Origin of the sequence: Cellulomonas soli (genome assembly GCF_013409305.1) — a bacterium.
Classification (GTDB): domain Bacteria; phylum Actinomycetota; class Actinomycetes; order Actinomycetales; family Cellulomonadaceae; genus Cellulomonas; species Cellulomonas soli.
Map to the genome: position 1 here is coordinate 2,768,332 of NZ_JACBZJ010000001.1, position 26,328 is coordinate 2,794,659.

20 protein-coding genes and 1 pseudogene are annotated in these 26,328 nt (G+C 73.7%); 11 read left to right on the plus strand and 10 right to left on the minus strand.

Features of this window, described 5'->3' with window-relative positions:
* Positions 1 to 133 precede the first annotated feature (133 nt).
* The 9 genes from BKA22_RS12835 to BKA22_RS12875 all read left to right on the plus strand — a co-directional run bounded on the left by BKA22_RS12835 (position 134) and on the right by BKA22_RS12875 (position 10,691).
* The gene (locus BKA22_RS12835; protein WP_146953824.1) at positions 134 to 1,744 is read left to right on the plus strand and encodes an ABC transporter ATP-binding protein; all 1,611 of its coding nucleotides are present in this window, start codon (positions 134 to 136) and stop codon (positions 1,742 to 1,744) included.
* Positions 1,741 to 2,991, plus strand: a complete 1,251-nt coding sequence (locus tag BKA22_RS12840; protein WP_371863666.1) for an ABC transporter permease — start codon at positions 1,741 to 1,743, stop codon at positions 2,989 to 2,991. Before BKA22_RS12835 ends, BKA22_RS12840 begins: the two co-directional genes overlap by 4 nt.
* The gene (locus BKA22_RS12845; RefSeq protein ID WP_146953823.1) at positions 2,988 to 4,295 is read left to right on the plus strand and encodes an ABC transporter permease; all 1,308 of its coding nucleotides are present in this window, start codon (positions 2,988 to 2,990) and stop codon (positions 4,293 to 4,295) included. Before BKA22_RS12840 ends, BKA22_RS12845 begins: the two co-directional genes overlap by 4 nt.
* 7 nt (positions 4,296 to 4,302) lie before the next feature.
* Positions 4,303 to 4,707, plus strand: a complete 405-nt coding sequence (locus tag BKA22_RS12850; RefSeq protein ID WP_146953822.1) for a cytidine deaminase — start codon at positions 4,303 to 4,305, stop codon at positions 4,705 to 4,707.
* A complete protein-coding gene (locus BKA22_RS12855; protein ID WP_146953821.1) occupies positions 4,704 to 5,996 on the plus strand; it encodes a thymidine phosphorylase in 1,293 nt (430 codons plus the stop codon). The genes BKA22_RS12850 and BKA22_RS12855 overlap by 4 nt, the downstream gene beginning before the upstream one ends.
* Positions 5,997 to 6,114: 118 nt before the next feature.
* Complete coding sequence (locus BKA22_RS12860; protein WP_146953820.1) at positions 6,115 to 6,342, plus strand: hypothetical protein; 228 nt, start codon at positions 6,115 to 6,117, stop codon at positions 6,340 to 6,342.
* Positions 6,339 to 7,484 (plus strand): adenosine deaminase, encoded by a 1,146-nt coding sequence (locus BKA22_RS12865; RefSeq protein WP_146953819.1) that lies wholly within the window; start codon positions 6,339 to 6,341, stop codon positions 7,482 to 7,484. Before BKA22_RS12860 ends, BKA22_RS12865 begins: the two co-directional genes overlap by 4 nt.
* Positions 7,481 to 8,197: a deoxyribose-phosphate aldolase gene (gene deoC / locus BKA22_RS12870; RefSeq protein WP_146953818.1), complete on the plus strand. Its 717-nt coding sequence runs from the start codon at positions 7,481 to 7,483 to the stop codon at positions 8,195 to 8,197. The genes BKA22_RS12865 and deoC overlap by 4 nt, the downstream gene beginning before the upstream one ends.
* Before the next feature lie 178 nt (positions 8,198 to 8,375).
* Positions 8,376 to 10,691, plus strand: coding sequence for a DUF6055 domain-containing protein (locus BKA22_RS12875; RefSeq protein WP_146953817.1), 2,316 nt, complete (start codon positions 8,376 to 8,378; stop codon positions 10,689 to 10,691).
* Between the two features lie 59 nt (positions 10,692 to 10,750).
* Here BKA22_RS12875 and BKA22_RS12880 read toward each other — a convergent pair whose 3' ends face one another.
* Positions 10,751 to 12,619 (minus strand): phospho-sugar mutase, encoded by a 1,869-nt coding sequence (locus tag BKA22_RS12880; protein ID WP_146953816.1) that lies wholly within the window; start codon positions 12,617 to 12,619, stop codon positions 10,751 to 10,753.
* A 138-nt stretch (positions 12,620 to 12,757) separates the two neighbouring features.
* Positions 12,758 to 13,702 carry a purine-nucleoside phosphorylase gene (locus BKA22_RS12885; RefSeq protein WP_146953815.1) on the minus strand — a complete coding sequence of 315 codons (945 nt, stop codon included), beginning with the start codon at positions 13,700 to 13,702 and terminating at the stop codon, positions 12,758 to 12,760.
* Between the two features lie 32 nt (positions 13,703 to 13,734).
* On the opposite strand from BKA22_RS12885, the gene BKA22_RS12890 reads away from it, so the two are divergent.
* The gene (locus tag BKA22_RS12890; protein WP_146953814.1) at positions 13,735 to 15,171 is read left to right on the plus strand and encodes an NAD(P)H-quinone dehydrogenase; all 1,437 of its coding nucleotides are present in this window, start codon (positions 13,735 to 13,737) and stop codon (positions 15,169 to 15,171) included.
* Between the two features lie 128 nt (positions 15,172 to 15,299).
* On the opposite strand, the pseudogene BKA22_RS20170 reads toward BKA22_RS12890, so the two are convergent.
* From BKA22_RS20170 to BKA22_RS12930, 8 genes and pseudogenes are all read right to left on the minus strand, one after another.
* Positions 15,300 to 17,099 (minus strand): annotated as a pseudogene (locus tag BKA22_RS20170) (endonuclease/exonuclease/phosphatase family protein); the annotation flags it as partial.
* Positions 17,100 to 17,394: 295 nt separating this feature from the next.
* Positions 17,395 to 18,795 carry an iron uptake transporter deferrochelatase/peroxidase subunit gene (gene efeB / locus BKA22_RS12900; RefSeq protein ID WP_146953813.1) on the minus strand — a complete coding sequence of 467 codons (1,401 nt, stop codon included), beginning with the start codon at positions 18,793 to 18,795 and terminating at the stop codon, positions 17,395 to 17,397.
* 53 nt (positions 18,796 to 18,848) lie between these two features.
* Positions 18,849 to 20,051, minus strand: a complete 1,203-nt coding sequence (gene efeO / locus BKA22_RS12905; protein WP_146953812.1) for an iron uptake system protein EfeO — start codon at positions 20,049 to 20,051, stop codon at positions 18,849 to 18,851.
* 98 nt (positions 20,052 to 20,149) lie between these two features.
* Positions 20,150 to 21,028: an iron uptake transporter permease EfeU gene (gene efeU / locus BKA22_RS12910; RefSeq protein ID WP_146953811.1), complete on the minus strand. Its 879-nt coding sequence runs from the start codon at positions 21,026 to 21,028 to the stop codon at positions 20,150 to 20,152.
* 213 nt (positions 21,029 to 21,241) lie between these two features.
* Complete coding sequence (locus BKA22_RS12915; protein ID WP_146953810.1) at positions 21,242 to 21,763, minus strand: NUDIX domain-containing protein; 522 nt, start codon at positions 21,761 to 21,763, stop codon at positions 21,242 to 21,244.
* A gap of 4 nt (positions 21,764 to 21,767) precedes the next feature.
* Positions 21,768 to 23,558 (minus strand): acetyl/propionyl/methylcrotonyl-CoA carboxylase subunit alpha, encoded by a 1,791-nt coding sequence (locus tag BKA22_RS12920; protein ID WP_146953809.1) that lies wholly within the window; start codon positions 23,556 to 23,558, stop codon positions 21,768 to 21,770.
* A gap of 177 nt (positions 23,559 to 23,735) precedes the next feature.
* On the minus strand, positions 23,736 to 24,401 hold the full coding sequence (locus BKA22_RS12925) for a Maf family protein (protein WP_146953808.1): 666 nt from the start codon (positions 24,399 to 24,401) through the stop codon (positions 23,736 to 23,738).
* The gene (locus BKA22_RS12930; RefSeq protein WP_146953807.1) at positions 24,398 to 25,177 is read right to left on the minus strand and encodes a TetR/AcrR family transcriptional regulator; all 780 of its coding nucleotides are present in this window, start codon (positions 25,175 to 25,177) and stop codon (positions 24,398 to 24,400) included. Before BKA22_RS12930 ends, BKA22_RS12925 begins: the two co-directional genes overlap by 4 nt.
* Before the next feature lie 418 nt (positions 25,178 to 25,595).
* Between BKA22_RS12930 and BKA22_RS19905 the strand changes: the two genes are divergently transcribed.
* Complete coding sequence (locus BKA22_RS19905) at positions 25,596 to 26,291, plus strand: vitamin K epoxide reductase family protein (RefSeq protein WP_223203655.1); 696 nt, start codon at positions 25,596 to 25,598, stop codon at positions 26,289 to 26,291.
* The last annotated feature ends 37 nt before the right edge of the window (positions 26,292 to 26,328 follow it).

A 26,328-nucleotide genomic window follows, 5' to 3' on the forward strand; every position in this document is an offset into this window, starting at 1 on the left:
CGCACAGCGACGTGCGCATGCCGTGCAGGTGCGGTGCACGCGACGTGCACGTGACGTGCACGAGAAGGAGCCCCCGGCCACCATGGAGCGGGAGCGGTAACCGACGACGGTGTAACTGAGGAGCGTGACCGGTGTGAAGCTCGAACTCCGAGGGATCACCAAGCGCTTCGGCAGCCTCGTGGCGAACGACCACATCGACCTCGTGGTCGAGCCGGGCGAGATCCATGCGCTGCTGGGCGAGAACGGTGCAGGCAAGAGCACGTTGATGAACGTGCTCTACGGCCTCTACGACCCCGACGAGGGCCAGATCCTCGTGGACGGGAAGACGGCGACCTTCGTCGGTCCGGGTGACGCCATGGCCGCGGGGATCGGCATGGTGCACCAGCACTTCATGCTCGTGCCCGTCTTCACGGTGGCCGAGAACGTCGTGCTGGGCCACGAGCCCGTCAAGGGCGGCGGTCTGATCGACCTGGCCGAGGCACGTCGTCGGGTGCGGGAGATCTCCGACCGGTTCGGCTTCGACGTCGACCCCGACGCCCTGGTCGAGGACCTGCCCGTCGGCGCGCAGCAGCGCGTCGAGATCATCAAGGCGCTCTCACGGCACGCCTCGGTGCTCATCCTCGACGAGCCGACCGCGGTCCTCACACCGCAGGAGACCGACGAGCTGATCGGCATCATGCGCCAGCTCAAGGCGTCGGGCACCTCGATCGTCTTCATCACGCACAAGCTGCGTGAGGTGCGCGCCGTCGCCGACCGCATCACGGTGATCCGCCGCGGCAAGGTCGTGGGCACCGCGCAGCCGTCGTCCAGCGAGAAGGAGCTGGCCTCCCTCATGGTCGGCCGCTCCGTCGAGCTCGGCGTGGACAAGGCACCGGCCCGGGCCGGTGAGGTCACCGTCCGGGTGCGCGACCTGACGGTCATCGACGCCGCGGGCGTGCGCCAGCTGGACCAGGTCGGCTTCGACGTCGCGCGCGGCGAGATCCTCGCGATCGCGGGCGTGCAGGGCAACGGCCAGACCGAGCTCACCGAGGTCATGCTCGGCCTCGAGCGTCCGGTCGCGGGCTCGGTCGAGCTCGACGGCCAGGACCTGGTGGGGCTGGGTGTCGCCGACGTGCTGGCCTCCGGTGTCGGCTTCGTCCCCGAGGACCGCACGGAGGACGGGCTCGTCGCCGACTTCTCCGTCGCGGAGAACCTCGTGCTCGACCTGTTCCACCGCAGCCCGTACGCCAAGGGCGTCTCGCTCGACCTGGGCCAGATCCAGGCCAACGCCGAGCGGCGCATCGTCGAGTTCGACGTGCGCACGCCGTCGGTCGAGGCGCACGCGGGCACGCTGTCGGGCGGCAACCAGCAGAAGGTCGTCCTGGCCCGTGAGCTCAGCCGTCCGCTGCGCCTGCTCATCGCCTCGCAGCCCACGCGTGGTCTCGACGTCGGCTCGATCGAGTTCGTGCACCAGCGGATCGTCGCGGAGCGGGACAACGGCACGCCCGTGATCATCGTCTCGACCGAGCTCGACGAGGTCCTCGCGCTGGCCGACCGCATCCTCGTGCTCTACCGCGGACGCATCGTCGGGGTCGTCCCCGGCGGCACCGACCGTGACGTCCTCGGCCTGATGATGGCCGGCGTGCCCCTCGCCGAGGCCCAGGCGCAGGCCGCGACCCACCACACCGTGCTCGGCCATGCCGACCGTGGGGCGGGTCCCGGCGCCGGCCCGAGCGACACCACCTCCGAGGAGGGACTCCTGTGAGCCAGCCCGTCCCCGCCGCCGCCCCCGCGCCGGCGCCCGCCAGCGAGCCGGAGGCCCCTCGTGGGCAGACGGTCATGCACGAGATCCTCTCGAGCAGCTGGCTCGTCACCGTCCTGGCCGTCGTCCTCGCCCTGGTCATCAGCGGCATCCTCATCGCGGCCGCGGACGCGGCCGTGCAGGACGCCGCGGTCTACCTCTTCGCCCGCCCGAGCGACTTCTTCTCTGCCGTCTGGGACGCCGTGTCGAGCGCGTACGCGGCGCTCTTCCAGGGTGCTGTCGTCGACTTCCGTGCCGACACCTGGCAGAAGGCGATCAAGCCGCTCACGGAGACCATGACGACCTCTGTGCCGCTGATCCTCGCCGGCCTCGGCCTGGGCATCGGTTTCCGTGCCGGCCTGTTCAACATCGGTGCGCAGGGTCAGATCATCCTCGGCGCGGTCTTCGCCGCCTGGGTCGGTTTCACGCTCTCGCTGCCGCCGGGTCTGCACCTGCTGGTCGCGATGCTCGCGGCCGCCGTCGGTGGTGGTCTGTGGGCCGGGATCGCCGGTGTGCTCAAGGCGCGCACCGGTGCGCACGAGGTGATCGTCACGATCATGCTCAACAACATCGCGGTCTACCTCATCGCGTTCCTGCTGACCACGTCGGCCTTCCAGAAGCCGGGCAGCACGAACCCGATCTCGCCCGACATCAAGGACTCCGCGCTGTACCCGCTGCTCATGGGCAGCGGCTTCCGGCTGCACGGCGGCTTCATCCTGGCGATCCTCGCCGCGGTCTTCGTGTGGTGGCTCATGGGCCGCTCCACGATCGGTTTCCGCTTCCGTGCGGTCGGGTCGAACCCGAACGCCGCACGCACCGCGGGCATCTCGGTGAACAGCGCCTACATCTGGGTCATGGTCGTCGCGGGAGCGCTCGCCGGCCTGGGCGGTTCGGCGCAGGTACTCGGAACCGAGGGTGTGCTCACCGCCGGGGTCGCGGCGAGCTTCGGCTTCGATGCGATCACCGTCGCGCTGCTGGGCCGCTCCAAGCCGCTCGGCACGTTCTTCGCGGGCCTGCTGTTCGGCGCGCTGCGCGCCGGCGGCTTCGCCATGCAGGCCCGGACGGGTACGCCGATCGACATCGTGCTCGTCGTCCAGTCGCTCGTGGTGCTGTTCATCGCCGCACCGCCGCTGGTCCGTGCCATCTTCCGACTGCCCGCACCCGGTGCGCGCCGAGAGCGCCGCGCCGCCACCAAGGAGGTGACCGCATGAGTGCCGCCACGGTCACGTCCCCGGCGCCCGCGTCCGGACGACCCACGGCGACCGGCAACCGGCCGCTCAAGCCGATCAGCTGGAAGGCCCCGATCGGCTACGGGGTCGTGGGTCTGATCTCGCTGGTCCTCTTCGGCCTCGTCCCGCCGACGGGCCGCACGTCCACGTTCACGGTCTCGACCCCGAGCGACTTCTTCCAGATCGACCCGATCACGGTGCCGTCCAAGACGACGGCGATCGTGCTCTCGCTCGTCGCGCTCGCCCTGGCGGCGGTCTCGTTCCTCGCCGCACGGTCCCGCAGGAAGGTCGGTGCGTGGCTGCCCGCGCTCTTCGGGGTCGCCGTCATCCTGGCGTTCCTCACGTGGGCGGACGCGGGCAAGGCCTCGCCGTTGCCGCTGACCGGTCTGCTGCAGGGCTCGCTGTTCCTCGCGGTGCCGCTGGTCTTCGGTGCGTTGGCCGGTCTGCTCTGCGAGCGCTCCGGCATCGTCAACGTCGCGATCGAGGGCCAGCTGCTGGCCGGTGCGTTCCTCGCGGCCGTCGTGGCCTCCATCACGCACTCCGCGTACGCGGGCCTGGTCGCCGCGCCGATCGCGGGCGCGCTCGTCGCCCTGCTCCTGGTGCTGTTCTCGATCCGGTACGTGGTCAACCAGATCATCGTGGGCGTCGTGCTCAACGTGCTGGTCGTCGGCGTGACGAGCTACCTGTTCTCGACGGTGCTCAAGGTGGACTCGGCGACGTTCAACTCGCCGCCGAAGCTGCCGACCCTCTCGGTGCCGCTGCTGAGCCAGATCCCCGTGATCGGCCCGGTGCTGTTCCGCCAGACGGCCCTCGTCTACATCATGTACGTCGTCGTCGTGGTGCTGCAGATCCTGGTGTTCAAGAGCCGGTGGGGTCTGCGGCTGCGCTCGGTGGGCGAGCACCCGAAGGCGGCCGACACGGTCGGCATCAAGGTCAACCTGACCCGGATGAAGGCCACGGTCCTGGGTGGGGGTGTCGCCGGTCTCGGCGGCGCGTTCTTCACGGTCGCCGCAGGTCTGGCGTTCGGCAAGGAGATGACCGGTGGCAAGGGCTTCATCGCCCTGGCCGCGATGATCCTCGGTCGGTGGAACCCGACGGGTGCGCTGGCCGCGGCCCTGCTGTTCGGTTTCTCCGACAACCTGCAGGTCGTCCTGGGCATCATCGGCACGCCGATCCCGAGCCAGATCATGCTCATGACGCCGTACGTCGTGACGATCTTCGCCGTGGCCGGGCTCGTCGGTCGGGTGCGCGCACCCGCCGCCGAGGGCATCCCCTACGAGAAGTGAGGCGGGGATGAGCGAGACGACGATCGACTGGGACGGCCTGCGGGCCGCCGCCACGGAGGTCATGCACCGGGCGTACGTCCCCTACTCGAAGTTCCCGGTGGGGGTCGCAGCCCTGGTCGACGACGGTCGTGTCGTCGTGGGCTGCAACGTGGAGAACGCCTCGTACGGCCTGACCCTGTGCGCCGAGTGCGCGCTGGTCTCCGGGTTGCACGTGTCGGGCGGCGGTCGGCTGGTGGCCTTCACCTGCGTGGACGGGCACGGCAACGTGCTCATGCCGTGCGGGCGCTGCCGCCAGCTGCTGTTCGAGCACGGTGGTCCGCGGCTGCTGGTCGAGACGGTGAGCGGCATCAAGCCGATGAGTGAGGTCCTGCCCGACGCGTTCGGGCCGGACGACCTGGAGGAGCGGGCATGAGTGAGTCGTTCGACGCCGTCGACGTCATCGTCGCGAAGCGGGACGGGCACCGGTTGTCCGACGCCCAGATCGACTGGGTGATCGACGCGTACACGCGCGGCGTGGTCGCCGACGAGCAGATGTCGGCCCTGAACATGGCGATCCTGCTCAACGGCATGGACCGGTCGGAGATCGCCCGCTGGACCGCGGCGATGATCGCCTCGGGCGAGCGGATGGACTTCTCCGGGCTGTCGCGCCCGACCGCGGACAAGCACTCGACCGGTGGGGTCGGCGACAAGATCACGTTGCCGCTCGCGCCGCTCGTCGCGGTGTTCGACGTGGCCGTGCCGCAGCTGTCCGGCCGTGGGCTCGGGCACACGGGCGGGACGCTCGACAAGCTCGAGTCGATCCCCGGCTGGCGTGCCGCGCTCAGCAACGAGGAGATGATGCGCCAGCTCGACGAGGTCGGCGCCGTCATCTGCCAGGCCGGCTCGGGCCTGGCGCCCGCGGACCGCAAGCTGTACGCGCTGCGCGACGTCACGGGCACGGTCGAGGCCATCCCGCTGATCGCCAGCTCGATCATGAGCAAGAAGATCGCCGAGGGCACCGGTGCGCTGGTGCTCGACGTCAAGGTCGGCTCGGGTGCGTTCATGAAGGACGAGGCGCGCGCTGCCGAGCTCGCCCGGACGATGGTCGAGCTGGGCACGGACGCCGGGGTCACGACGGTTGCCCTGCTGACGGACATGTCGACGCCGCTCGGCCTCACCGCGGGCAACGCGCTCGAGGTCCGCGAGTCGGTGGAGGTCCTGGCCGGTGGAGGGCCCGCGGACGTCGTCGAGCTCACGATCGCCCTCGCCCGCGAGATGCTCGACGCGGCGGGCCGACCGGATGCCGACCCGGCTGCTGCGCTCCGGGACGGTCGGGCGATGGACGCCTGGCGGCGGATGATCACCGCCCAGGGCGGCGACGCGGACGCGCCCCTGCCGTGGGCGCGCGAGACCGAGACGGTCGTCGCCGAGCGCGACGGCGTCGTGAGCACCCTGGACGCGTACGCCGTGGGCATCGCGGCCTGGCGGCTGGGTGCCGGACGTGCACGCAAGGAGGACCCGGTGCAGGCCGGCGCGGGCGTGCAGATCCACGCGCGTCCCGGTGACACGGTCCGGGCCGGCGAGCCGATCCTGACGCTGCACACCGACACGCCGGACCGCTTCGCCCGGGCCCGTGAGGCGCTCGTCGGCGGCATCGTGGTCGAGCCGTCCGGCACGAGCGTGGTCACCCGGCCGCTGGTCATCGACCGGATCACGGCCTGACGACGCGTGACCGGTGCTGCTGCGTGCGGCACCGGTCACGCGTGGCGGGGCCGCAGGGCGCGGAGCAGGATGGCAGTGCCCGCCGCTCCCGTCGGCGGCACGGTCCCCTGGAGGAGCCATGAGCACCGTCCCTGGATCTGATGCCTGGCGTGACGCGGGGCTGGAGCCCGTCGACCCCGACCAGCCCCGACGGCTGACCGACGGGCCGCTGCCGGACGGCGCCGACCCCGAGGAGTACGAGCCCGGCTTCGCCCGCGGCGACCAGGAGGGCGACGCCGACGAGGCGGACGTCCTCGAGCAGGACACCGAGATCCCCCTGGGGGACGACAAGGACGGGGACGAGTGAACGACAGCGACCGTACGGCCGCCGGCGCCGAGCAGCACGAGCCGGACGCCGCGCTCCTCGACCAGGTGCGTGCCCTGCCCAAGGTGCTCCTGCACGACCACCTCGACGGGGGGCTGCGCCCGGCGACGATCGTCGAGCTCGCCGCGCAGACCGGGCACCCGCTCCCGGAGAGCTCGCCGGACGCGCTGGGAGCCTGGTTCGTCCGGGCCGCGAGCTCGGGCAGCCTCGAGCTGTACCTGGAGACGTTCGCGCACACGGTCGCCGTGATGCAGACCGAGCCGAACCTGCGACGGGTCGCACGCGAGTCGGTGCTCGACCTGGCTGCCGACGGCGTCGTGTACGCCGAGCAGAGGTACGCCCCCGAGCAGCACCTGGCCGGCGGCCTCACGCTGCAGCAGGTGGTCGACGCCGTGCAGGCAGGCTTCGCCGAAGGTGTCGAGCAGGCCGCGGCCGACGGGCGCACGATCCGGATCGGCACGCTGCTGACCGCCATGCGGCACGCGGACCGGGGCGACGAGATCGCGGCGCTCGCCCTCGCCAACCGGGACGCGGGCGTGGTGGGCTTCGACATCGCCGGGGCCGAGGTCGGGTTCCCGGCCTCGCGTCAGGCCTCGGCCTTTCGGACGTTGCGCGACGCGAGCTTCCCGGCCACGGTGCATGCCGGCGAGGCGGCAGGACTGGACTCGATCGCGGAAGCCGTGCACCTGGCGGGCGCCTGTCGCCTCGGACACGGCGTGCGCATCATCGACGACGTGCACGACGAGCTCGACGCTGACGGGCCTCGGCTGGGCCGTCTCGCGCACTGGGTGCGCGACCGGCAGATCCCGCTCGAGACGTGCCCCACCTCGAACGTCCAGACGGGCGCCGCCACCTCGGTCGCGGAGCACCCGGTGACCCGGCTCAAGCGGCTCGGTTTCACCGTCACGGTCAACACCGACAACCGGCTGCAGTCCGGCACGACGCTCACGCGTGAGCTCGCGCTGCTCGTCCAGCACGCCGGGTGGACGCCCGCCGACCTGCGCGACGTGACCGTCGCGGCCGCGCAGCACAGTTTCCTGCACCACGACGAGCGGACCCGCCTCGTCGTGGACGTCATCGAGCCCGCCTTCACGGCGGCCACCGGAGGAAGGCACCGCGCATGACCAGCCATCTCGACCCGAGCAGCATCACCGGCCACACGCCGCTCGACGCGACGGGACTCGCCCGTTTCGTCGACCACACGCTGCTCAAGCCCGAGGCCACCCGCGCCGATGTCGAGGCGCTCATCGCCGAGGCCGCCGAGCTCGGCGTGTACTCGGTGTGCATCTCGCCGTCGTTCCTCCCCGTCGACCTCTCGAACGCCCCCGGACTCCTGGTGGCGACCGTCTGCGGCTTCCCTTCGGGCAAGCACCACAGCGCGATCAAGGCCGCCGAGGCCGCCCGCGCGGTGGCCGACGGCGCGCACGAGGTCGACATGGTGATCGACGTCGGTGCCGCGAAGGCCGGCCTCTTCGACGCGGTCGAGGCGGACATCGCCGCCGTCCGTGCCGCGGCGCCGGCGCCGACCGTGCTCAAGGTGATCATCGAGTCGGCCGCGCTGACCGACGAGGAGATCGTGGCGGTGTGCCAGGCGGCACGCAGCGCCGGTGCGGACTTCGTCAAGACCTCGACGGGCTTCCACCCGGCGGGCGGGGCGTCGGTGCACGCGGTGCGGCTGATGGCCCGGACGGTCGGGGGTGCGCTGGGTGTCAAGGCGTCCGGCGGCGTCCGGACCGCGGCGGACGCGCTCGCCATGATCGAGGCGGGTGCGACCCGGCTCGGCCTGTCCGGGACGGCCGCCGTGCTGTCCGGCCTCGAGGCGGACGCCGGCTACTGACCACAGCCACCAGATTCACCCGAACAGGGGCGCTTGCGACATTGACTGAGCCCGGGCCGACCGGGAAGGGTGGGCGCGCGCGAGCACCCTTCCTGGTCAGGCCAGGTCAGGCCAGGTCAGGCAGCCAGGGTCAGGTCGGGGCTGGCATCGCGACGCGACGGGAGGGGGCAGACCAGCAATGCGACGTGTCGGTCGCGGCACGATCGCGCTCGGGCTGGCTCTTCCCTTCGCGCTCGGCGTCGGGGTGGGCGCCGCGGTCTTCCATGCGGGCGCGGGCGCCAAGGACGTCGCCGTCCCGGACGGGTGGGCCGCGGTCTGGCCGAGCGCCCACACGCTCGAGGGCGAGGACGTGGTGCTCGCGTGGGGCGACCTCGCCGGCGCCGATCCCACCTCGGCGCCCGAGGACGTCCGGTTCGACCCGGCCGTCGCCCTCGAACGCCTCGAGGACCTGTACGCGCTCGACGTCGACGAGCTCGTGGTCGCACGGGAGGACGGCCCCGCCGGGGAGCACAAGGTCGTGGTCGTCGTGGACGACACCTGGTCGCAGGCGGCCGGGGCGACGGACACCGCCGGGCCCGAGTCGACGACCCCGTCGGGCGGCACCCTCGCGAGCGTGCTCGCCGACGCCGGGGAGGACGGCAGCGCTGCCGCGCCGCGCCCGCTCGCGAGCGTCACCGGGGGCGTCGGCCTGCTCGAGGTCGACTCCGCGCACCTGGGTGGGGACGCCTGGGAGCTCGCCCGGGGGTTCGCCGAGGTCGTGCAGCACTTCGCGCTGCTCGAGCGGCCCGACCCGGGCCCGCTGCCGGAGGGTTCGCAGACCTTCTGGGACGCCAGCGCCGGCTACCTCGCCTCTCTCGCGGTGCCGGGGCACGCGGACGACCTTGCGGACCTCGTCCGCTCGCCCGAGCTCGCGTGGTCGAGCGCCCGTCTGGGCACCGGCGGTCGGCTCCTGCTGGAGTACCTCGCGGAGCGCGACGGGCCGCAGGTCATCGGCGAGGTCTGGCGCGGTGCGCACGCCGACGAGCTGCCGCTCGACGCGTACCGGCGGCTGACCGGGCTGTCGAGCGAGGCGCTGCACCGCCGGATCACCGAGTACGCCATGCGGACCGTCACCTGGGACCTCGCCGGGTCCGACGGCCTGGCGGCCGCGATCGACGAGATCGACCCGTTGCTGCTGCAGGACCGCGCGACCCCGGTCGAGGCCGATCCGACCACGGCGGGGGTCTACCGGGTCACCGGGTCCTTCGCCCCGTCCGACCAGGGGTACGCCCTGGTGCGGCTCGTGCCCGACTCCGACGGCACGACCGTGCGGGTGCGGCTGCGCGGGCACGAGGACGCCGCCACGGGTGCGGGCTGGAGCTACGGCTTCGTCGCGATCGGTGACGGCCTGCCCCGGTACAGCACGGTGACGGAGTCGTCCGACGCGGAGATCGACTTCACGCTGCGTGACCGTGAGCACGAGCTGTACCTGGTGGTCGTCGGGGCGCCGTCGGTCTCGCACGACTACGGTGCCGCTGCCGCGGGGAGCACCTACCGGTACCCCTTCGAGATCGCCGTGCAGGGGGCCGGTGTCGTCACCGCGGATCCCGAGGCGACCGTCGAAGGAGCACACCGGCACGTCAACGGCGGCGGATGGGTCGACGACAGGGCGGCCGTCGCCGACACGGTCTACGTGGCACCGGGCGCCGTCGTGCGGGGTGCGGCCCGGTTGAGCGGATCGGTCCGGGTCGAGGGGCGCGCCTGGGTGGCCGACGGTGCGGTGCTCGGTGACGCCGTGGTCGTGCGGGACTCGGCGGTGGTGGCTCCCGGCGCGAGCCTGGGTGGTGACGTGGTCGTGGGCGGGGACGCGGTCGTGAGCCTGACCTGCACGGCCGGTCGGTACCTCGCGAACGACACCTCCCGCCCGTGCGACGGCGGTATCGGCGAGCCGGACGTGAACGAGCCCGTGACACCGTTCGCCGCGGCGGACCTCACGCTCGGTGCCGGACCGACGCCGAGCCCGGTGCCGACGGCGCCGGAGACCGAACCTACGGCGACGCCCTCGGCCGCGCCCACCGCCCCGGGTGCGTCACCCACGTCGCCGGCGCGGCAGGGCGGCCCCACGGCGGACTCTCCTGGGGGCCGCGAGACCGGGCAGCCCTCGGGTCCGCCGACGGGCGGCGGTGTCGACCCGCCCGACCCGGTCGCCGCAGGGTGCACCGCGACGTACACGGCGAAGACCTGGCCCGGCGGGTTCCAGGGGACGATCGTGCTGACCGCCGGCTCCGAGGGGTTGCAGGCCTGGACGCTGACCTGGACCCTGCCCGAAGGCCAGCAGATCACCGAGGCGTGGGCCGTGATGCTCGGCACCCGTGGCTCGTCGGTGACCGGCGAGAACACCTCGTGGAACGGCACCGTGGCCGCGGGTCAGTCGATCTCGCTCGGTGTCAACGGCACCGCCGAGGGGGACTCGGGCTCGGTCGTGCCCGCCGTCACCTGCACACGGACCCGCTGACGGGTCGACCGCCTGGCGGTGGTCGACCCGTCCGATGCGGCGCCGTCAGATGCGCGCCGTCAGATGCCCAACGCGCCGCGGACGTCCGCGGCCACCGCGTCGAGCCGGTGCCGTGCGGTCGCCCGCGCGCGGCCGACCGCGGCGTGGTCCGCGTCGGGGGCGACGGGCTCGATGACCTCGAGGTAGCACTTCACCTTCGGCTCGGTGCCGCTGGGTCGCACGACCACCCGGGTGCCGTCCTCCGCGAGCAGCCGTAGCCCGTCGGTCGGCGGCAGCCCGCCGCGGTCGTCGTCGGTGCCGGCGGCGAGGTCGACGACCGCGGTGACGGGCGAGCCTCCCAGGTGCGTCGGCGGGGCGTCGCGCACGCGCTGCATGGTCGCGGGGATGAGCGAGAGGTCGGCGAACCGGGCGGACACCTGGTCGGTGAGGTAGAGGCCGTGCGCGCGGGCCAGGTCGTCGAGCGCGTCGACCAGGGTGCGCCCTTCCGCCTTCAGGCGTGCGGCCAGACCCGCGACCGTGAGCGCGGCCGAGATGCCGTCCTTGTCCCGCACGTGCGCCGGGTCGACGCAGTAGCCGAGCGCCTCCTCGTACCCGAAGACGAGACCGTCGACACGGGAGATCCACTTGAAGCCGGTGAGCGTGGGCACGTGCCGCAGTCCGGCCGACGCCGCGATCTCGCCGAGCAGCCGGGACGAGACGATCGAGGAGGCCAGTGCGGGCGTGTCGCCGTCCGGGTCGGGAGCCAGGCCCGCGGCGGCGGCGCGCTGCGCGCCGACGGCACCGAGCAGGGCTCCCGTCTCGTCGCCGTGCAGCATCCGCCAGCCGTCGGCACCCGCGGTGTCCGGCCCCCGGAACGAGCGGGCACGCAGGTCCTGGACGGCCACGGCGCACCGGTCGGCGTCGGGGTCCAGGGCGATCACGAGGTCGGCGCGCTCGTCGCCCGCGAGGCCGAGCGCGAGGTCGATGGCCCCCGGCTCCTCGGGGTTGGGGAAGGCGACCGTCGGGAAGTCGGGGTCGGGCTCGGCCTGCTCGGGCACCAGGTGGACGTCGGTGTACCCGGCCTCCGCGAGCACACGCGCCGCGGTCGCGCCGCCGACGCCGTGCAGCGGGGTCAGGACGATGCGCAGGTCACCCGCACGGGCCCGGTAGGCCGCGTCCTGCTCGGCGAGCGCGGTCACGGAGGCCACGTAGGCGTCCACGATCTCGGTGCCCAGCACGGTCCAGCCCGCGCTCGCCCGCGGGACGGCCGCGACCGAGGGAACCCGGCCGATCTCGGCTGCGATCGCCGCATCGGTCGGCGGCACGATCTGGGCGCCCTGCCCGGAGTCGGTGACCACGCGGCCGCCGAGGTACACCTTGTACCCGTTGTCGCGCGGCGGGTTGTGCGAGGCGGTGACCATGATCCCGGCGTCCGCGCCCAGGTGCCGGACCGCGAAGGCGAGCACCGGGGTGGGCAGCGGCGAGGGCATCAGGAGCACCTCGATGCCGACGGCCGTCAGCACGGCCGCGGAGTCCCGGGCGAACTCGTCCGACAGGTGCCGGGCGTCGTAACCGATGACGACGCGCGGTGCGGGCTGCACGCCGTCGAGCTCGCCCAGCAGGAAGTCGGCCAGGCCCGAGGCGGCGCGGATGACGACCGCGCGGTTCATCCGGTGCGGCCCGCCCGCGAGCTCGCCGCGCAGACCTGCCGTGCCGAACTGCAGGAGCCCCTGGAACCGGTCGGCCAGCTCGTCCTGTGCCGCGTGCGCGGCCTCGACCTGCTGGCGCCGTGTCGGGTCCGGCTCGTCCGCCGCGCGTGACGTGGGCGGGAACGAGCGTGCCGTGGTCAGCAGGTCGCGCAGCTCGGCTGCCGTCCGCTCGTCCGGGTCGTCGTCGATCCACGTCTGCACGCGCTGCTCGAGCGCGTCCCATGCGTCCTGGCCGGTCATGTGCTCACGGTATCGGCCGGTGCAGCAGGGCACGAACGCGCACACCCCCCGACGCGCAGGCCGGCGGGCGTGCTCCGCGGCGTGGCGTCGGGGGGTGTCGGTGGTGGTGCCGCGCCGCACGGGCAGCGCGGGGGACGGTCAGAGGCGCCGGACGATCTGGGCGAGCAGCGCGCTGATCCGCGGGCCGGCGGCGCGGCCGGCCTCCAGCACCTCCTCGTGCGCGAGCGGGTCGGGGCTGATGCCCGCCGCGAGGTTCGTGACCAGCGAGATACCCAGGATCTCCAGCCCGGCGTGCCGGGCCGCGATGGCCTCGAGCGTGGTCGACATGCCCACGAGGGTGCCGCCGATCGCACCGGCCATCCGCACCTCGGCCGGCGTCTCGTAGTGCGGGCCGCGGAACTGCACGTAGACGCCCTCGTCGAGCGAGGAGTCGACCTCGCGGGCCAGTGCGCGCAGACGCGGGGAGTACAGGTCGGTCAGGTCGACGAACGTGGCGCCCTCGAGCGGGGAGGTCGCCGTGAGGTTGATGTGGTCGCTGATCAGCACGGGCGTGCCCGGGCCCCAGGCCAGGTCGAGCCCGCCGCAGCCGTTCGTCAGCACGACCGACGAGCAGCCGGCGGCGGCCGCGGTCCGCACGCCGTGCACGACCCGGCGCACGCCGCGGCCCTCGTACAGGTGCGTGCGCGAACCGAGGACCAGCGCGTAGGTGGGCTCGGCGTCCGGTGCGGCGTCCGGCCCGGGTGCGATCCGGATCGAGCGGATCGTGCCGACGTGGCCGACGACGGCCGGGGCGCTGAAGCCCGGCACCTCGTGGCTGGGAACCTCGGCGACCGTCTCGCCGAGCAGGTCCGCGGCGCCACCCCACCCGGAGCCGAGCACGAGCGCGACGTCGTGCCGGGGGACGCCCGTCACCTCGGCGAGGTGGGCGGCCGCGAGGCGGGCGACCTCGAACGGGTCGGTCGTGGGGTCGTCCAGGTCGGGCACAGAAGTGGGCACAGACGTGGGCACAGCAGTGGGCACAGAAGTGGACGCCGTGGTGGACGTCGTGGCGGGCGACGAGGAGGCGGCGGAGGAGTCGGTCATGCACCGAGGCTATCGTCGCCGCAGCCTGCACAATGGGAGGCGTGAGCGCCCCCACGCCCGATCCGCAGGCCGCCCGTGTCGTCGTCGTCGGAGGAGGGCCGGGCGGGTACGAGGCCGCGCTCGTCGGCCGCCGGCTCGGGGCGGACGTCACGCTCGTCGAACGTGCCGGTCTGGGCGGGTCCGCGGTGCTCACCGACGTCATGCCGTCCAAGACCCTGATCGCGACCGCGGAGTGGATGACGATCGCCGACCGGGCCCCCGAGCTGGGCATCCGCGTCGACGGGTTGGGCTCGCCCGAGCAGGTGCGGCACCGCATCGACCTGGGTGCGGTCAACACCCGGGTCAAGGCGCTCGCGGCCGCGCAGTCGGCGGACATCCGTGCACGCCTCGAGCGTGAGGGCGTCCGGGTCGTCGTGGGCAGCGGCAGGCTCGACGGCCCGGCGCACGTGATCGCCACCGAGGCGGGCGGGCGTGAGTCGCGTTTCGACGCCGACGTCGTGCTGGTCGCGACCGGTGCGACGCCGCGCGTGCTCCCCGACGCCCGCCCGGACGGCGAGCGGATCCTCACGTGGACGCAGCTGTACGAGCTGACCGAGCTGCCGGAGCGGCTCATCGTGGTCGGCTCGGGCGTCACGGGTGCCGAGTTCGCCGGTGCGTACACCTCGCTGGGCGCCGACGTCGTGCTGGTCTCGAGCAGGGAGCGCGTGCTTCCGGGCGAGGACGCCGACGCCGCCGAGCTCATCGAGGGCATCTTCCGGGCCCGCGGCATGACCGTGATGTCGCGCTCGCGTGCGCAGTCCGCACGGCGCACGGCCGACGGGGTCGAGGTGACGCTCGCCGACGGGACCCACGTCGCCGGGTCGCACGTGCTGCTCGCCGTCGGGTCGGTGCCGACCACCACGGGCCTCGGGCTCGAGGAGGCCGGGGTGCGCCTGCGGTCCTCGGGGCACGTCGAGGTCGACAAGGTCTCACGCACTAACGTGCGCGGCATCTACGCAGCCGGCGACTGCACGGGCGTGCTGCCACTCGCGTCGGTCGCGGCGACGCAGGGGCGGATCGCGATGTCCCACGCGCTGGGCGACGCCGTCACGCCGTTGTCCCTGCACGGGGTCGCCGCCAACATCTTCACGGCCCCGGAGATCGCGACCGTCGGCTCGAGCGAGTCCCAGCTGCATGAGCGGGACGTGCCCTACCGGGTCAGCGTGCTGCCGCTGGCCCGCAACCCGCGGGCCAAGATGCTCGGCGTGCGCGACGGGTTCATCAAGATCTTCGCGCACGAGACGTCCAGCACGGTGCTCGGTGCGGTCGTCGTGGGTCCGCGGGCCAGCGAGGCGGTCTACCCGCTCACGCTCGCGGTGACACACCGGATGACCACCGACCAGCTGGCCGAGGCCTCGACCGTGTACCCGTCGATGTCGGGCACGGTCGCCGAGGTGGCCCGCATGCTGCACCACCGCGCCGACGACTGATCCGGCCGCTGAGCCGACCGCTGCACCGACCGCTGCACCGACGACTGCACCGCCCGCTGCACCCCGGGCTCGCTGCTCCGCCAGTCGCCTGCGTGCAGGCGCACGACCAGCGGCAGGTGGTCCGACGTGCGCGGTGAGGTCAGGACCTGGGCGTCCTCGAAGGTCACCGAGCGGCCCAGCACCCAGTCGATGCGTTCGACGGGGTCGATCGACGGCGACGTGAGCGCCTCGGGGTCGCCCGCCTCGTCCACGGCGCTGGTCCAGCCCGCCTGGGCGAGCAGCTCCAGCTCCGGTGAGCCCGGTGTCGCGTTGAGGTCGCCCGCCAGGACCGACGGCCCGTCGGTGCCCGCTCCGACCGGCTCGGCGGCGAGGAGCACACCGAGCTGGTCGAGCCGGGTCGGGGTGTTCTGCTCCCGGTGCTGCAGGTGCACCGAGGTGACCCGCACGGTCGAGCCGTCCGCGGTCGTCACGGTCGTGGCGAGCGCGGAGCGCTGCTGCGGGCCGGCGCCGTAGGGGAGGGCGTGCACCTCGACATCCGTCAGCTCCGAGCGCGCCAGGACGGCGTTGCCGAACTGCTGGTCCGCGGCGGGCGCGAACCGCACGGTCATGTCCAGGCGCCGCGCGAGCCAGGTCGCCATGTCGGCGCCCCCGCCGAGCACCCAGCCGCGGGAGACCTCCTGCAGCGCGACCACGTCCGGGTCCTGCGCCTCGATCGTCGCGGCCAGCTGCTCGAGGTCGACCGAACCGGACGGGCTGACCCCGTAGTGCAGGTTCCACGAGACGAGCGTGAGCTGGTCCTGCGCCGCCCGGGCCGGGACCGCGGGACCGGTGCTCGAGGTGGTCGAAGGCCCGAGCCCGACGGCCGCGAGCACGAGCGCTGGCAGCACGAGGAACCGCACGGAGCTCACGCGTGCTCGGACGGGGTCGGCGGCCGGCCGTCCGGCTTCGCTCGTTGGACGGCGCGCGCCGGGTGTGCGGCGGTGCAGCCCTGACCCCGCGAGCAGCGCCGTCGCGGCGATCGGCGCCAGGGCGTTGTCGACGCCCAGCGGCACGTCGTAGTCGACCATGTACACCAGCACGGGCACGATCACGGCCAGACCCGTGGCGGCGGTGGCCAGGCAGGTGCGCACGACCCCGGCCGGTGCCGTGCGGTGCGTGCTCAGTGCCCCGGCGAGCACCGGTCCGGCCGCCGCGAGCGCGAGCGCGGCGGCGACGAGTGCCGCGGGTCCGGTCACCAGCCAGCTGGCCGTGGCGCCGACCAGCAGGACCGAGGCGTCGACGACCCGGGCCGCCGACGACCACGGAGGTCGCAGCATGCCCCACACCCCGAGCGTGGAGGCGAGGACGAGCACGAGGCCGACCTCGCCGAGGGCCACGCCGGACTGCGCGGCGACGAACGCGGGGTTGGCCAGCGCGGTGGAGCACAGGGAGACGAACAGCCCGAGCGCCCACAGCCGGCGCGGACGCCCGACCGTGGTCGTCACCGGGCCCTCGGGTGCGGCGTGGTCCGCGCCGTCGTGTCCCGCCTTCTCCCAGCGGACGAGCCCCGCGGCTGCGGCGAGTGCGAGCCCGGCGAGCGCCAGGGCGACACCCCACCCGAGCGGGCCGTGCCGCCAGACGGCGTCCCACGAGCCGAGCGGAAGCTGCACGCCGACCGCGAGCCCGGCGCCGAGCACGAGTCCGGTCGCCGCGTGCCGGGCGCCGCTGAGCTGGTGCTCCTGCCCGGCCGCGTGCGAGCCCGCCACGTGCGCGACCGCGAGCGTGAGGGTCGCGACGGCGGTCGCGGCGCCGACCAGGACGGCCGCGAGTCGCAGGTCGCCCTCGAGGCCCTGCGCGGCGAGCCGCACGACGGCGAGGACGGCGGTCCCGACCAGGACGGTCCGGGCGGTGGGCCCGCCCGCACGGTCGCGGGCGAGCGCGAGCAGCATCGCGGCGACCAGCCCCGCGCCGGCGTACGTGCCGAGCGCGGTCAGTGCCGCGGGCCCGACCCCGGCGGCGAAGACCCGGTCGAGGGAAGGCCCGGCGGCGCGGGTGAGCTCCACGGTGAGGGCGGTCAGCACGGCCACGAGCCACACGTGCGTGGGGGCCCCGGCGTCCGGCGGCGTCGACCACACCGGGCGTGGCGGACGGGCTGCAGGGGCGGACGTCGTCACCCTCGCGACGCTACTCCTGCAGGTGGGGCGCCCAGCGGGTCGCGCGCTCCGGGGCCCCGCCCGGGTGCGCTCAGGCGAACAGGGCCTGGCCGACGAACGGGCTGTCGTCGCTCGTGGTCGGCGTGCCGTCGTCGCCCAGCACGAGCGAGCCGTCGGGGACGCCCGCGGGGACCGCGAACAGGCCTGACCCCGTGTGCTGCAGGTACTCCATGAGCGCGTCGTCCCGGGACAACGTCGTCTGCATCGGCACGTAGTGCGTGCGGGGGTCGCGGACGAACGCCAGGAAGAACAGGCCGGCGTCGAGCCGTCCCAGGCTGTCGTTGCCGTCGGTGAAGTTGTAGCCGCGCCGCAGCATGCGGACACCGTCGTTGGTCGTGGGGTGCGCGAGCCGCACGTGGGAGTCGACGGCCACGAGCGGCGCGCCGTCGCCACCTGTGGCGGTCAGGTCGGGCTCGGTGTGCTCGGTGCCGCCCGACAGCGGCGCCCCTTCGCCCTTCGTGCGGCCGACGACGGCCTCCTGCTCGCGCAGCGACGTGCGGTCCCACGTCTCGATCGTCATCCGGATGCGGCGGGCGACCAGGTAGCTGCCCCCGGTGAGCCAGGCCGAGTCCGTGGTGTCGGCGGCGGCGTCGGATGCCGGGACCCAGATGTGCTCGTCCAGCGCGGCGCTCTCCTCGGCCTTGACGTTCGCCGTGCCGTCCTTGAACCCGAACAGGTTGCGTGGCGTCTTCTGGGCGGTCGACGTCGAGGACGTGCGGCCGTACCCCAGCTGCGTCCACCGGATCGTCGCCGTGCCGAACGCCGCGCGGGACAGGTTCCGTACCGCGTGCACCGCGACCTGCGGGTCATCCGCGCAGGCCTGCACGACGAGGTCCCCGTCGCTGCGTGCCGGGTCGAGCGCGTCCTGCGGGAAGTGCGGCAGCTCGACGAGCCCTCCGGGGAGCCGGTCCGCCAGCCCGAACCGGTCGGTCCCGGGCGTGCCGTCGGGGGAGGGCGTGCCGACGAACAGCGACCGGCCGAAGCCGAACGTGATCGTCAGGCCGGCGGGCGGCAGGTCGGCGGCCTCTCCCGTGTCGTCCGGCGGAGCGTCGTACGGCCCGGATGCCGGTCCGAACGGGCCCGCGGACAGCCCCTGCGTGAGCCGGGCGGCCATGGTCGTCCACCGGCGCAGCAGGTCGACGAGCTCCTCGCGCGAGTCGGTCGTCAGGTCGAAGGCCGCCAGGTACAGCCGGTCCTGCGCCGGGGTCACGATGCCTGCCTGGTGCGGGCCGGTGAACGGGTACGTCGAGGCGCCGATCGCGCTCGTCGCCGCGGGCGTCGGCGCCGTTCCACGCCCGACGCCGAACCCGGCCGCCGCACCCGCGGCGATCCCGGCGGTCAGGCCCGTGCCCAGGCCCAGCAGCGCGCGGCGGGACATCCCGCGAGCGGGCGCGCCGGCTCCGCCGGTCGGGGCGTCGGGTGCGTCGGTCATCGAGGTCCTCGGGGTGGGTCGGGCGGGCGTGCTGGTCGGGTACGCCGGTGCGCTCAGGCGCCGGTGACCGTCGCGGTGAGCTGCGAGAGCGGCTCGGACAGGGCGTCGACCGCGGCGGCCAGCTCCTTGACCTGGGCGGCGTCGAGCGTGTCGTAGGTGACGAAGCCGTCCTCGTAGGAGCCGTGCTGGGCGAGCAGCGCGTCGAGTGCGTCGAACTGCGTGGTCAGCTGGTCGGCGAGCTCCGGGTCGGCCGCCACGACGACGGGCTCGAGCACCTCGTAGGCGACGTGCGCGCCCTCGACGTTGGCCTGGAAGTCCCACAGGTCGGTGTGCGACCAGATCTCCTCCTCGCCGGTGACCTTGCCGGTGGCGACCTCGTCGAGCAGCTCCTTGGCGCCGTTGGCGATCTGGAAGGCCTCGAAGGTGAAGTCCTCGGCGTTCACGGCGTCGACGAGCTGCTGGGTGTAGGTGACCAGGTCGTCGGCGGCCGCGGTGCGCTGCTCGGCGGTCAGCGGCGTGTAGGCGACGCCGCCGTTGTCCTGCGCGCTCGGCTGCCACAGGTCCTTCTCGACGAGGTGCCAGCCGCTCCAGGTGGCGCCGGCCTCGAGGTCGGCCTCGCGCAGGTCGAGCAGCGGGTCGAGGTCGCCGAACGACTCGGCCACGGGCTCGACGCGCTCCCAGTGCACGCGGGTGGCCGCGTACAGCGACCGGGCCGTCTCGTCGTCGCCGGCGGCGTACGCGGCGGCGAACTCCTGCGTGCCGGTGATCAGCGCACCGACCTGGTCCTTGACGTAGGCGACGTAGGAGGCCTCGGCGGCGGCGAGCTGGTCGGCGGTGTCGCCCGTGGGGCCCACCTCGACGCCCGAGTCGGTGACGGTGAACGCCTCGCGGATGCCGTCGCCGACCATGCCGGGCTTGCAGGCGGTCCAGTAGGTGCCGGGGCGCAGCTGCACGACGAGGTCGCGGGACAGTCCGGGTCCGACGTTCTCGACCTCGGCCACCACCTGCAGGCCGTCCTCGGCGAGCAGGTAGAACTCGGTGACGTCCGAGCCGTCGTTGGCGACCTGGAAGGTGAGGGTGCCCGAGGGTGCCTCCGCGGCGGACACGGTGCACCCGTCGGCGGTCGAGCTGACCGTGAGGACGCCCGTCCCAGCGGAGGCGCCGCTCTGCGCGGGGGCCGGGTCGTTGGCCACGCAGGCGGCGAGCGGCAGGGTGAGCGCGACGAGGGCGAGCGCGGCGGGACGGCGGAAGGACATCGGTCTCCTCGGGCAGGGCGGCAGCGACCGGCGGCGGTGCGGCCGTCGCTCAGGGGTGTTCAGGGGTGTGCGGGGTGCGGGTCGCCCCGACGCGGGTGTCAGGAGGCGCGGGCGCCGAGGGCGGTGCTCGCGGGCGCGGCGACGGGGGTTGCCGTGGCCTTCCGTGCGGCGGGCGGACCGGCCCATGCCATGCGGACGAACAGGATCATGGTCGGCACGAGGTACGCGGTCCACACGATCGCCTCGAGCCAGGTCGTGGCCGGCGAGAAGTTGAAGATGCCCTTGAGCAGCACGCCGTACCAGGAGGTCGGCGGGATGGTCGAGGAGACGTCGAACGCGAGCGCGCCAGCGCCGGGAAGGAGGCCGGCCTCCTGCAGGTCGTGCACGCCGTAGGCGAGGACGCCGGCGGCGACCACGACGAGGAACACGCCCGTCCAGGCGAAGAACCGGCGCAGGTCGATGCGGATCGCTCCCCGGTACATCAGCCAGCCGATGCCGATCGCGGTGAGCAGTCCGAGCGCGGCGCCGAGCAGGGGTGCGGTGGTGCGACCGGTGGCCTGCGCGCCGGCCCACAGGAACAGGGCGGTCTCGAGCCCCTCTCGCCCGACGGCCAGCAGCGCCATCGTGATGACGGCGACCCGTCCGGCGGCGATGGCGTCGTCGAGCTTGTGGTGCAGGTCCGCCTTGAGGTGCCGGGCCATCTTGCCCATCCAGAAGATCATCCAGGTGATCAGCCCCACGGCGACGATCGACAACGTGCCGCCGATGGCCTCCTGGGCCTCGAAGGTCAACCGCGAGGGCCCCCAGGTGAGCAGCGCGCCGAACGCCAGGGACGTTCCCGTCGCCACGGCGACGCCGGTCCAGAGCGCGGGCAGCAGGTCGCGGCGCTCGATGCGGACCAGGTAGGCCACGAGGATGCTGACCACGAGGGCTGCCTCGAGGCCTTCGCGGAGGCCGATCAGGTAGTTCGCGAGCATGGGGTGTCTTCCGACGCCGGGACGGCCCGGACCCGAGGGTCCGACGACCCGCCCGGGGGAGCGGATCTGAGGACAGGCTTGCCTCACCTGGCGCGAGCGTACCCCGGGCGCACCGGACCCCGCGAGAGGCCGACCACCCCGTGATCTGTGAGACGGCTCACCGTCGGTGCGGGCCGTTGCGGCCCGCTGCGACCTGCCGCAGGCCGGTGCGCGTCAGCGCGGGTCGGGACCCGTGCGCCCGTCCAGGCGTGCGCGCAGCGTCGGCCACGCCTCGGCGAAGGCCGGCAGCAGCGGGTGCGCGACCACGTCGTCGAGCCGGACCCAGGTGACCTCGATGCTCTCCGAGTCGGTTTCGCTGGGGTGCACCTCGACGAGCTCGTCCGCGAGCACGGTGGTGTACGACCAGTCGCCGTGGTCGAGCACGTGCACCCCGCGGATGCCGACGGAGCCCTGGTCGATGCCCGCCTCCTCGTGGGCCTCGCGCAGCGCGGCGTCCACCGCGGACTCCCCGGGGGCGCACGCCCCGCCCGGCACGCCCCACGTGCCGCCCTGGTCGCTCCAGGTCGCCCGGTGCTGCAGCACGACGTGCGTGGCGGTCCCCGTGCCGTCCCGTCGGGTCAGCAGCAGCCCGGCCGCGCCGAACAGCCCCCAGTGCCGACGCCCGCACCGGCACGGCACCCAGCCGTCGCCGGCGTGCCGGTGGGCGTGCTCGGGGAGTCCTGCCGGCACGGTCACGGTCTCAGCCGACGATCTCGCAGATCGCGCTGCCGGCGCTCACGCTCGAGCCGACACCCGCCACGAGCCCGGTCACGACCCCCGACCTGTGCGCGACGAGCGGCTGCTCCATCTTCATCGCCTCGAGCACCACCACGAGGTCGCCCTCGGCGACCTGGGCGCCGTCCTCGACGGCGACCTTCACGATCGTGCCCTGCATGGGCGAGGCCAGCGTCGTACCCGACGTGCCGCCGTTCGCGCGGGCCGCGGTGCGGCGCTGCGGTCGGCGGGCCTGGCCCTGGCCGGGACGGCCGCGCGCCATGCCGAGGGCCAGCGCGGTGGGCAGCACGACCTCGAGCCGCTTGCCGCCGACCTCGACGACGACGCGCTCGAGGCTCTCCTGGTCGTCGTCGTCCGCGGCGGTGGCGACGGGCGCCTTGCCCAGCGTGGCGAGCGTGTCGGTGAACTCGGTCTCGATCCAGCGCGTGTGCACAGCGAACGGCTGCGTCGGGTCGAGCGGGACGAACGCCACGTCCTCGAGGACCGCGCGGTGGAACGGCGCGACGGTGGGGATGCCGACGACCTCCAGCTCGGCGAGCGCCCGGCGGGCCCGCTCGACGGCCTGCGTGCGGGTCGCACCGGTCACGACGAGCTTGGCGATCATCGAGTCGAACGCGCCCGAGACGGTGTCGCCCTCGACGACCCCCGAGTCGACGCGCACCCCCGGGCCCGAGGGGAACCGCAGGGTCGTGATGCGACCGGGTGCGGGCAGGAAGCCGTCGGCCGGGTCCTCGCCGTTGAGCCGGAACTCGAGCGAGTGCCCGCGGGTCTCGACGTGGTCGTAGCCGAGCGGCTCGCCGGCCGCGACGCGCAGCTGCTCCCGGACCAGGTCGATGCCGCTGATCTCCTCCGAGACGGGGTGCTCGACCTGCAGCCGGGTGTTCACCTCGAGGAACGAGACCGTGCCGTCCGCACCGACGAGGAACTCGCAGGTGCCCGCACCGACGTAGCCGGCCTCGCGCAGGATCGCGATCGAGGACTCGACGAGCAGGGTCCGCTGCTCGTCGGACAGGAACGGGGCCGGCGCCTCCTCGACGAGCTTCTGGTGGCGGCGCTGCAGCGAGCAGTCGCGCGTGGAGACCACGACGACCGTGCCGTGCGCGTCGGCCAGGCACTGCGTCTCGACGTGCCGCGGGCGGTCCAGGTAGCGCTCGACGAAGCACTCTCCGCGGCCGAACGCGGCCGTCGCCTCGCGCACGGCCGACTCGAACATCTCGTCGATCTCGTCGAACGAGCGGGCGACCTTCAGTCCGCGGCCGCCGCCGCCGAACGCCGCCTTGATGGCGACCGGCAGCCCGTTCTCGGCGGCGAACGCGTGGATCTCGCGCACGTCCTGCACGGGCTCGGGGGTACCGGCGACGAGCGGGGCACCGGCGCGCTGGGCGATGTGCCGCGCGCTGACCTTGTCGCCCAGCTGCTCGATGGCGGAGGGCGGCGGACCGATCCACGTCAGGCCCGCGTCGATGACGGCCTGGGCGAACCCGGCGTTCTCGGCGAGGAACCCGTAGCCGGGGTGCACGGCGTCGGCACCGGCACGCCGCGCGACGTCGAGCAGCTTGGCCACGTCGAGGTACGTCTCGGCCGCCCGGGCACCTCCCAGGGCGTACGCCTCGTCCGCGACGCGCACGTGCAGCGCCTCCCGGTCGGGGTCGGCGTAGACGGCGACGGACCCGATGCGGGCGTCACGGCAGGCGCGGGCGATGCGGACGGCGATCTCACCGCGGTTGGCGATGAGGACCTTGGAGATCACGGGCACGGCTCACCGTAACGCGCACCGTGCGCCGCGCCGGTGCGGGCGGACGACGCGCGGCGAAGATTGGGGAACCGACCAAGGGCCCAGCCGGGCCGTTTGTAGGTTTCGGACGACGACACGGCGTGTCGGTTGGGCATCGGCCCGACATCCCGGACCGGTGTTGTCCGGTGCGGACAACTCTCAGGCGGTCCGCCACAGCTCGTGCACGCGCACGCCGACCTCGCCGAGCAGAGCGCGCAGCAGCGGCAGGCTCAGGCCGACGACCCCGTGGTGGTCGCCCTCGATCGCCTCGACGAACGGTCCGCCGAGCCCGTCGATCGTGAACGCGCCGGCCACGGCGAGCGGCTCACCGGTGGCCACGTACGCGGCGATCTCGTCGTCGCCCAGGTCCGCGAAGTGCACCACCGTCGAGGAGGTCGCGCCGTGCGTGCCGCCGGTACCGACGCCGCCCTCGGCGGGCAGCGGACGCTCGTCGAGCAGCCAGTGCCCGGTGTGCAGCACGGCGGTGCGCCCGCGCATGGTGCGCCACCGGGCCGCCGCCTCGTCGGCGTCGCGGGGCTTGCCGAGGACCTCGTCGTCGATCTCCAGCATCGAGTCGCAGCCGAGCAGGAGCAGGTCGTCGGCGTCGGCGAGGGCCTCGGGCAGGTGCTCGGCGACGTCCTCGACCTTGGCCCGCGCCAGCACGAGCACGGCGTCCGCGGGCTCGAGCTCTCCGAACCGGGCGCGGGCCTGCGCGAGAACGGCGTCCTCGTCGACGCCGGAGACGTGCACGAGGGCGTCGATGCCGGCGGCGGCCAGTGTCTGGAGGCGGGCGGGGGAGGCGGAGGCGAGCAGCAGTCGGGTCACGTCGACGAGCCTAGGACCGTCCCGGGCGCGAGCTCGGCCAGCAGGGACCGGTGAGCCCAGCGCGCCCACGCGAGCCTCGACCAGCCGGCGCGTCCGACGAGGGCGTTCCACGTCTCGGGCCCCAGGACGAGCCCGACGACGTCGGTCGCCCCCTCGGGTCCCGGGGCGGGAGGGTGCTCTGTGGTCTGCGCAGGGACGGCGTCGCGCAGGTAGGTCTCCACGAGCGCCTCGTGCACGGCCCGCCGGCGGGACTCGTCCTGCTCCCAGGCCTGCGCGAGCGACGCCTCTCCTGCTCCGGCCAGGCGCAGCACGTCCAGCAGGGGTGCGGCGCGGCTCATCAGGTCGGCGAACCCGCGCACGTGCAGGAAGAGCCGTTGCGAGGCGTCGGGCTCCTCCAGCGCGGTCCGCACCCACGCGAGCCCGGTCAGGTCGGCGGGTGCGTGGCCCGGGACGCGGTCGGTGCCGTCCACGGCGTGGTCGAGGCAGCCGACCAGCAGCTCGGCCTTGGTCGGGTACGAGTAGTACACGGTCTGCTCGGCCACGCCCGCGGCGCGTGCCACCGCTGCGACCGTGGTGCTCGCATACCCGTCGCGCACGAACAGGGTGCGCGCGGCGGTGGTGAGCCGGGCACGGGTGGCGATCGCCCGGCGGGTCCGTCCGTCGCTCGCCGGTCGCCCGCGGACCACTGTGGACGCCGTGGACCGGGTGTCGAGCCGTTCGTGCGGGGCGAGCGCGTCGTCGAGCTGCGGCGCGGACGGGTCTCGGTGCTCGGTCACGCGAAAACTGTAGTGCTACTACAGGAATACGGCAGGCAGGCGCGCGCTTGCGCGGTGCCGCACGGTGAGCGCCTGAGCTGCATCGATGTGCGCGCAGCGCTCTCCATTCGAGCGGGTTGCGCAGGGCCGGCCGACCGCGGGGTCGAGCAGCCGAGAAATCTGCAGCGGTACTGCGGATAGATATTTAGAGCGACGATACAGAAACATGCGAGCGCGGCCCCGCGCGCGAGACGACGGGTGGCGTCGTGCGATCCGCTCCGAGCGCGAACCCCGGGACGAACATCCAGTGTTCTCCCAGGGGTGTGGCGCACAATGGGAGGGCGCACGTGTGCGCCGAGCCGCGCGCCGGGTACCGGCCGCCAGGACGCATCGACAGCCCCGCGCCCCAGGCCGGGCGACGGCACAGGAGGGGGCCCGCGTGGCCAGGACGACGGCAGACGACGCGATCGACGAGGACGGCACGCTCGACGCCGAGCTGGACGACACCGAGCTGATCGACCCCGACCCCGACCTGCTGCAGCCCGCGCCGTTGGCGTGGCGGCGGCGAACGGCCATCGAGATGGTCGTCTCCGGGGCGATCGGACTGTTCGCCTCGTTCGTGCTCTCGATCGAGGCCGTCACTCTCGCCGGGGACCGCAACGCCGACCTGGGGTGCAACCTGTCGAGCGTCATCAACTGCGGCAAGGTCGGCCTCAGCTGGCAGGCCGAGCTGCTCGGGTTCCCCAACGCGTTCCTCGGCATCGCGGCGGAGTCGGTGGTCATCACCGTGGCCGTCGCGCTCATCGGCGGGGTCGTCTTCCCCCGGTGGTTCATGCTCTCCGCGCAGGCGATCTACAGCGCCGGCCTGCTGTTCGCGTACTGGCTCTTCTACGAGGCGTACACCGACATCGGCGCGCTGTGCCCCTGGTGCCTGCTCATCACCGTCACCACGACGCTCGTGTGGGCCGGACTCACCCGGATCAACGTGCGCGACGGCCATCTCAGGCTCGGGTCGGCCGGTCCTGCGATGCGCAGGTTCGTGGCCGCGGGCAACGACTGGTACATCACGATCGCCCTCGTCGTCGTCTTCGTGACCTTCCTCGTCGTGAAGTACGGGCCCTCGATCGTGGCCTGAGCGCGCGGCGTCGACGACGCGACGGGGGCCGGTGGCA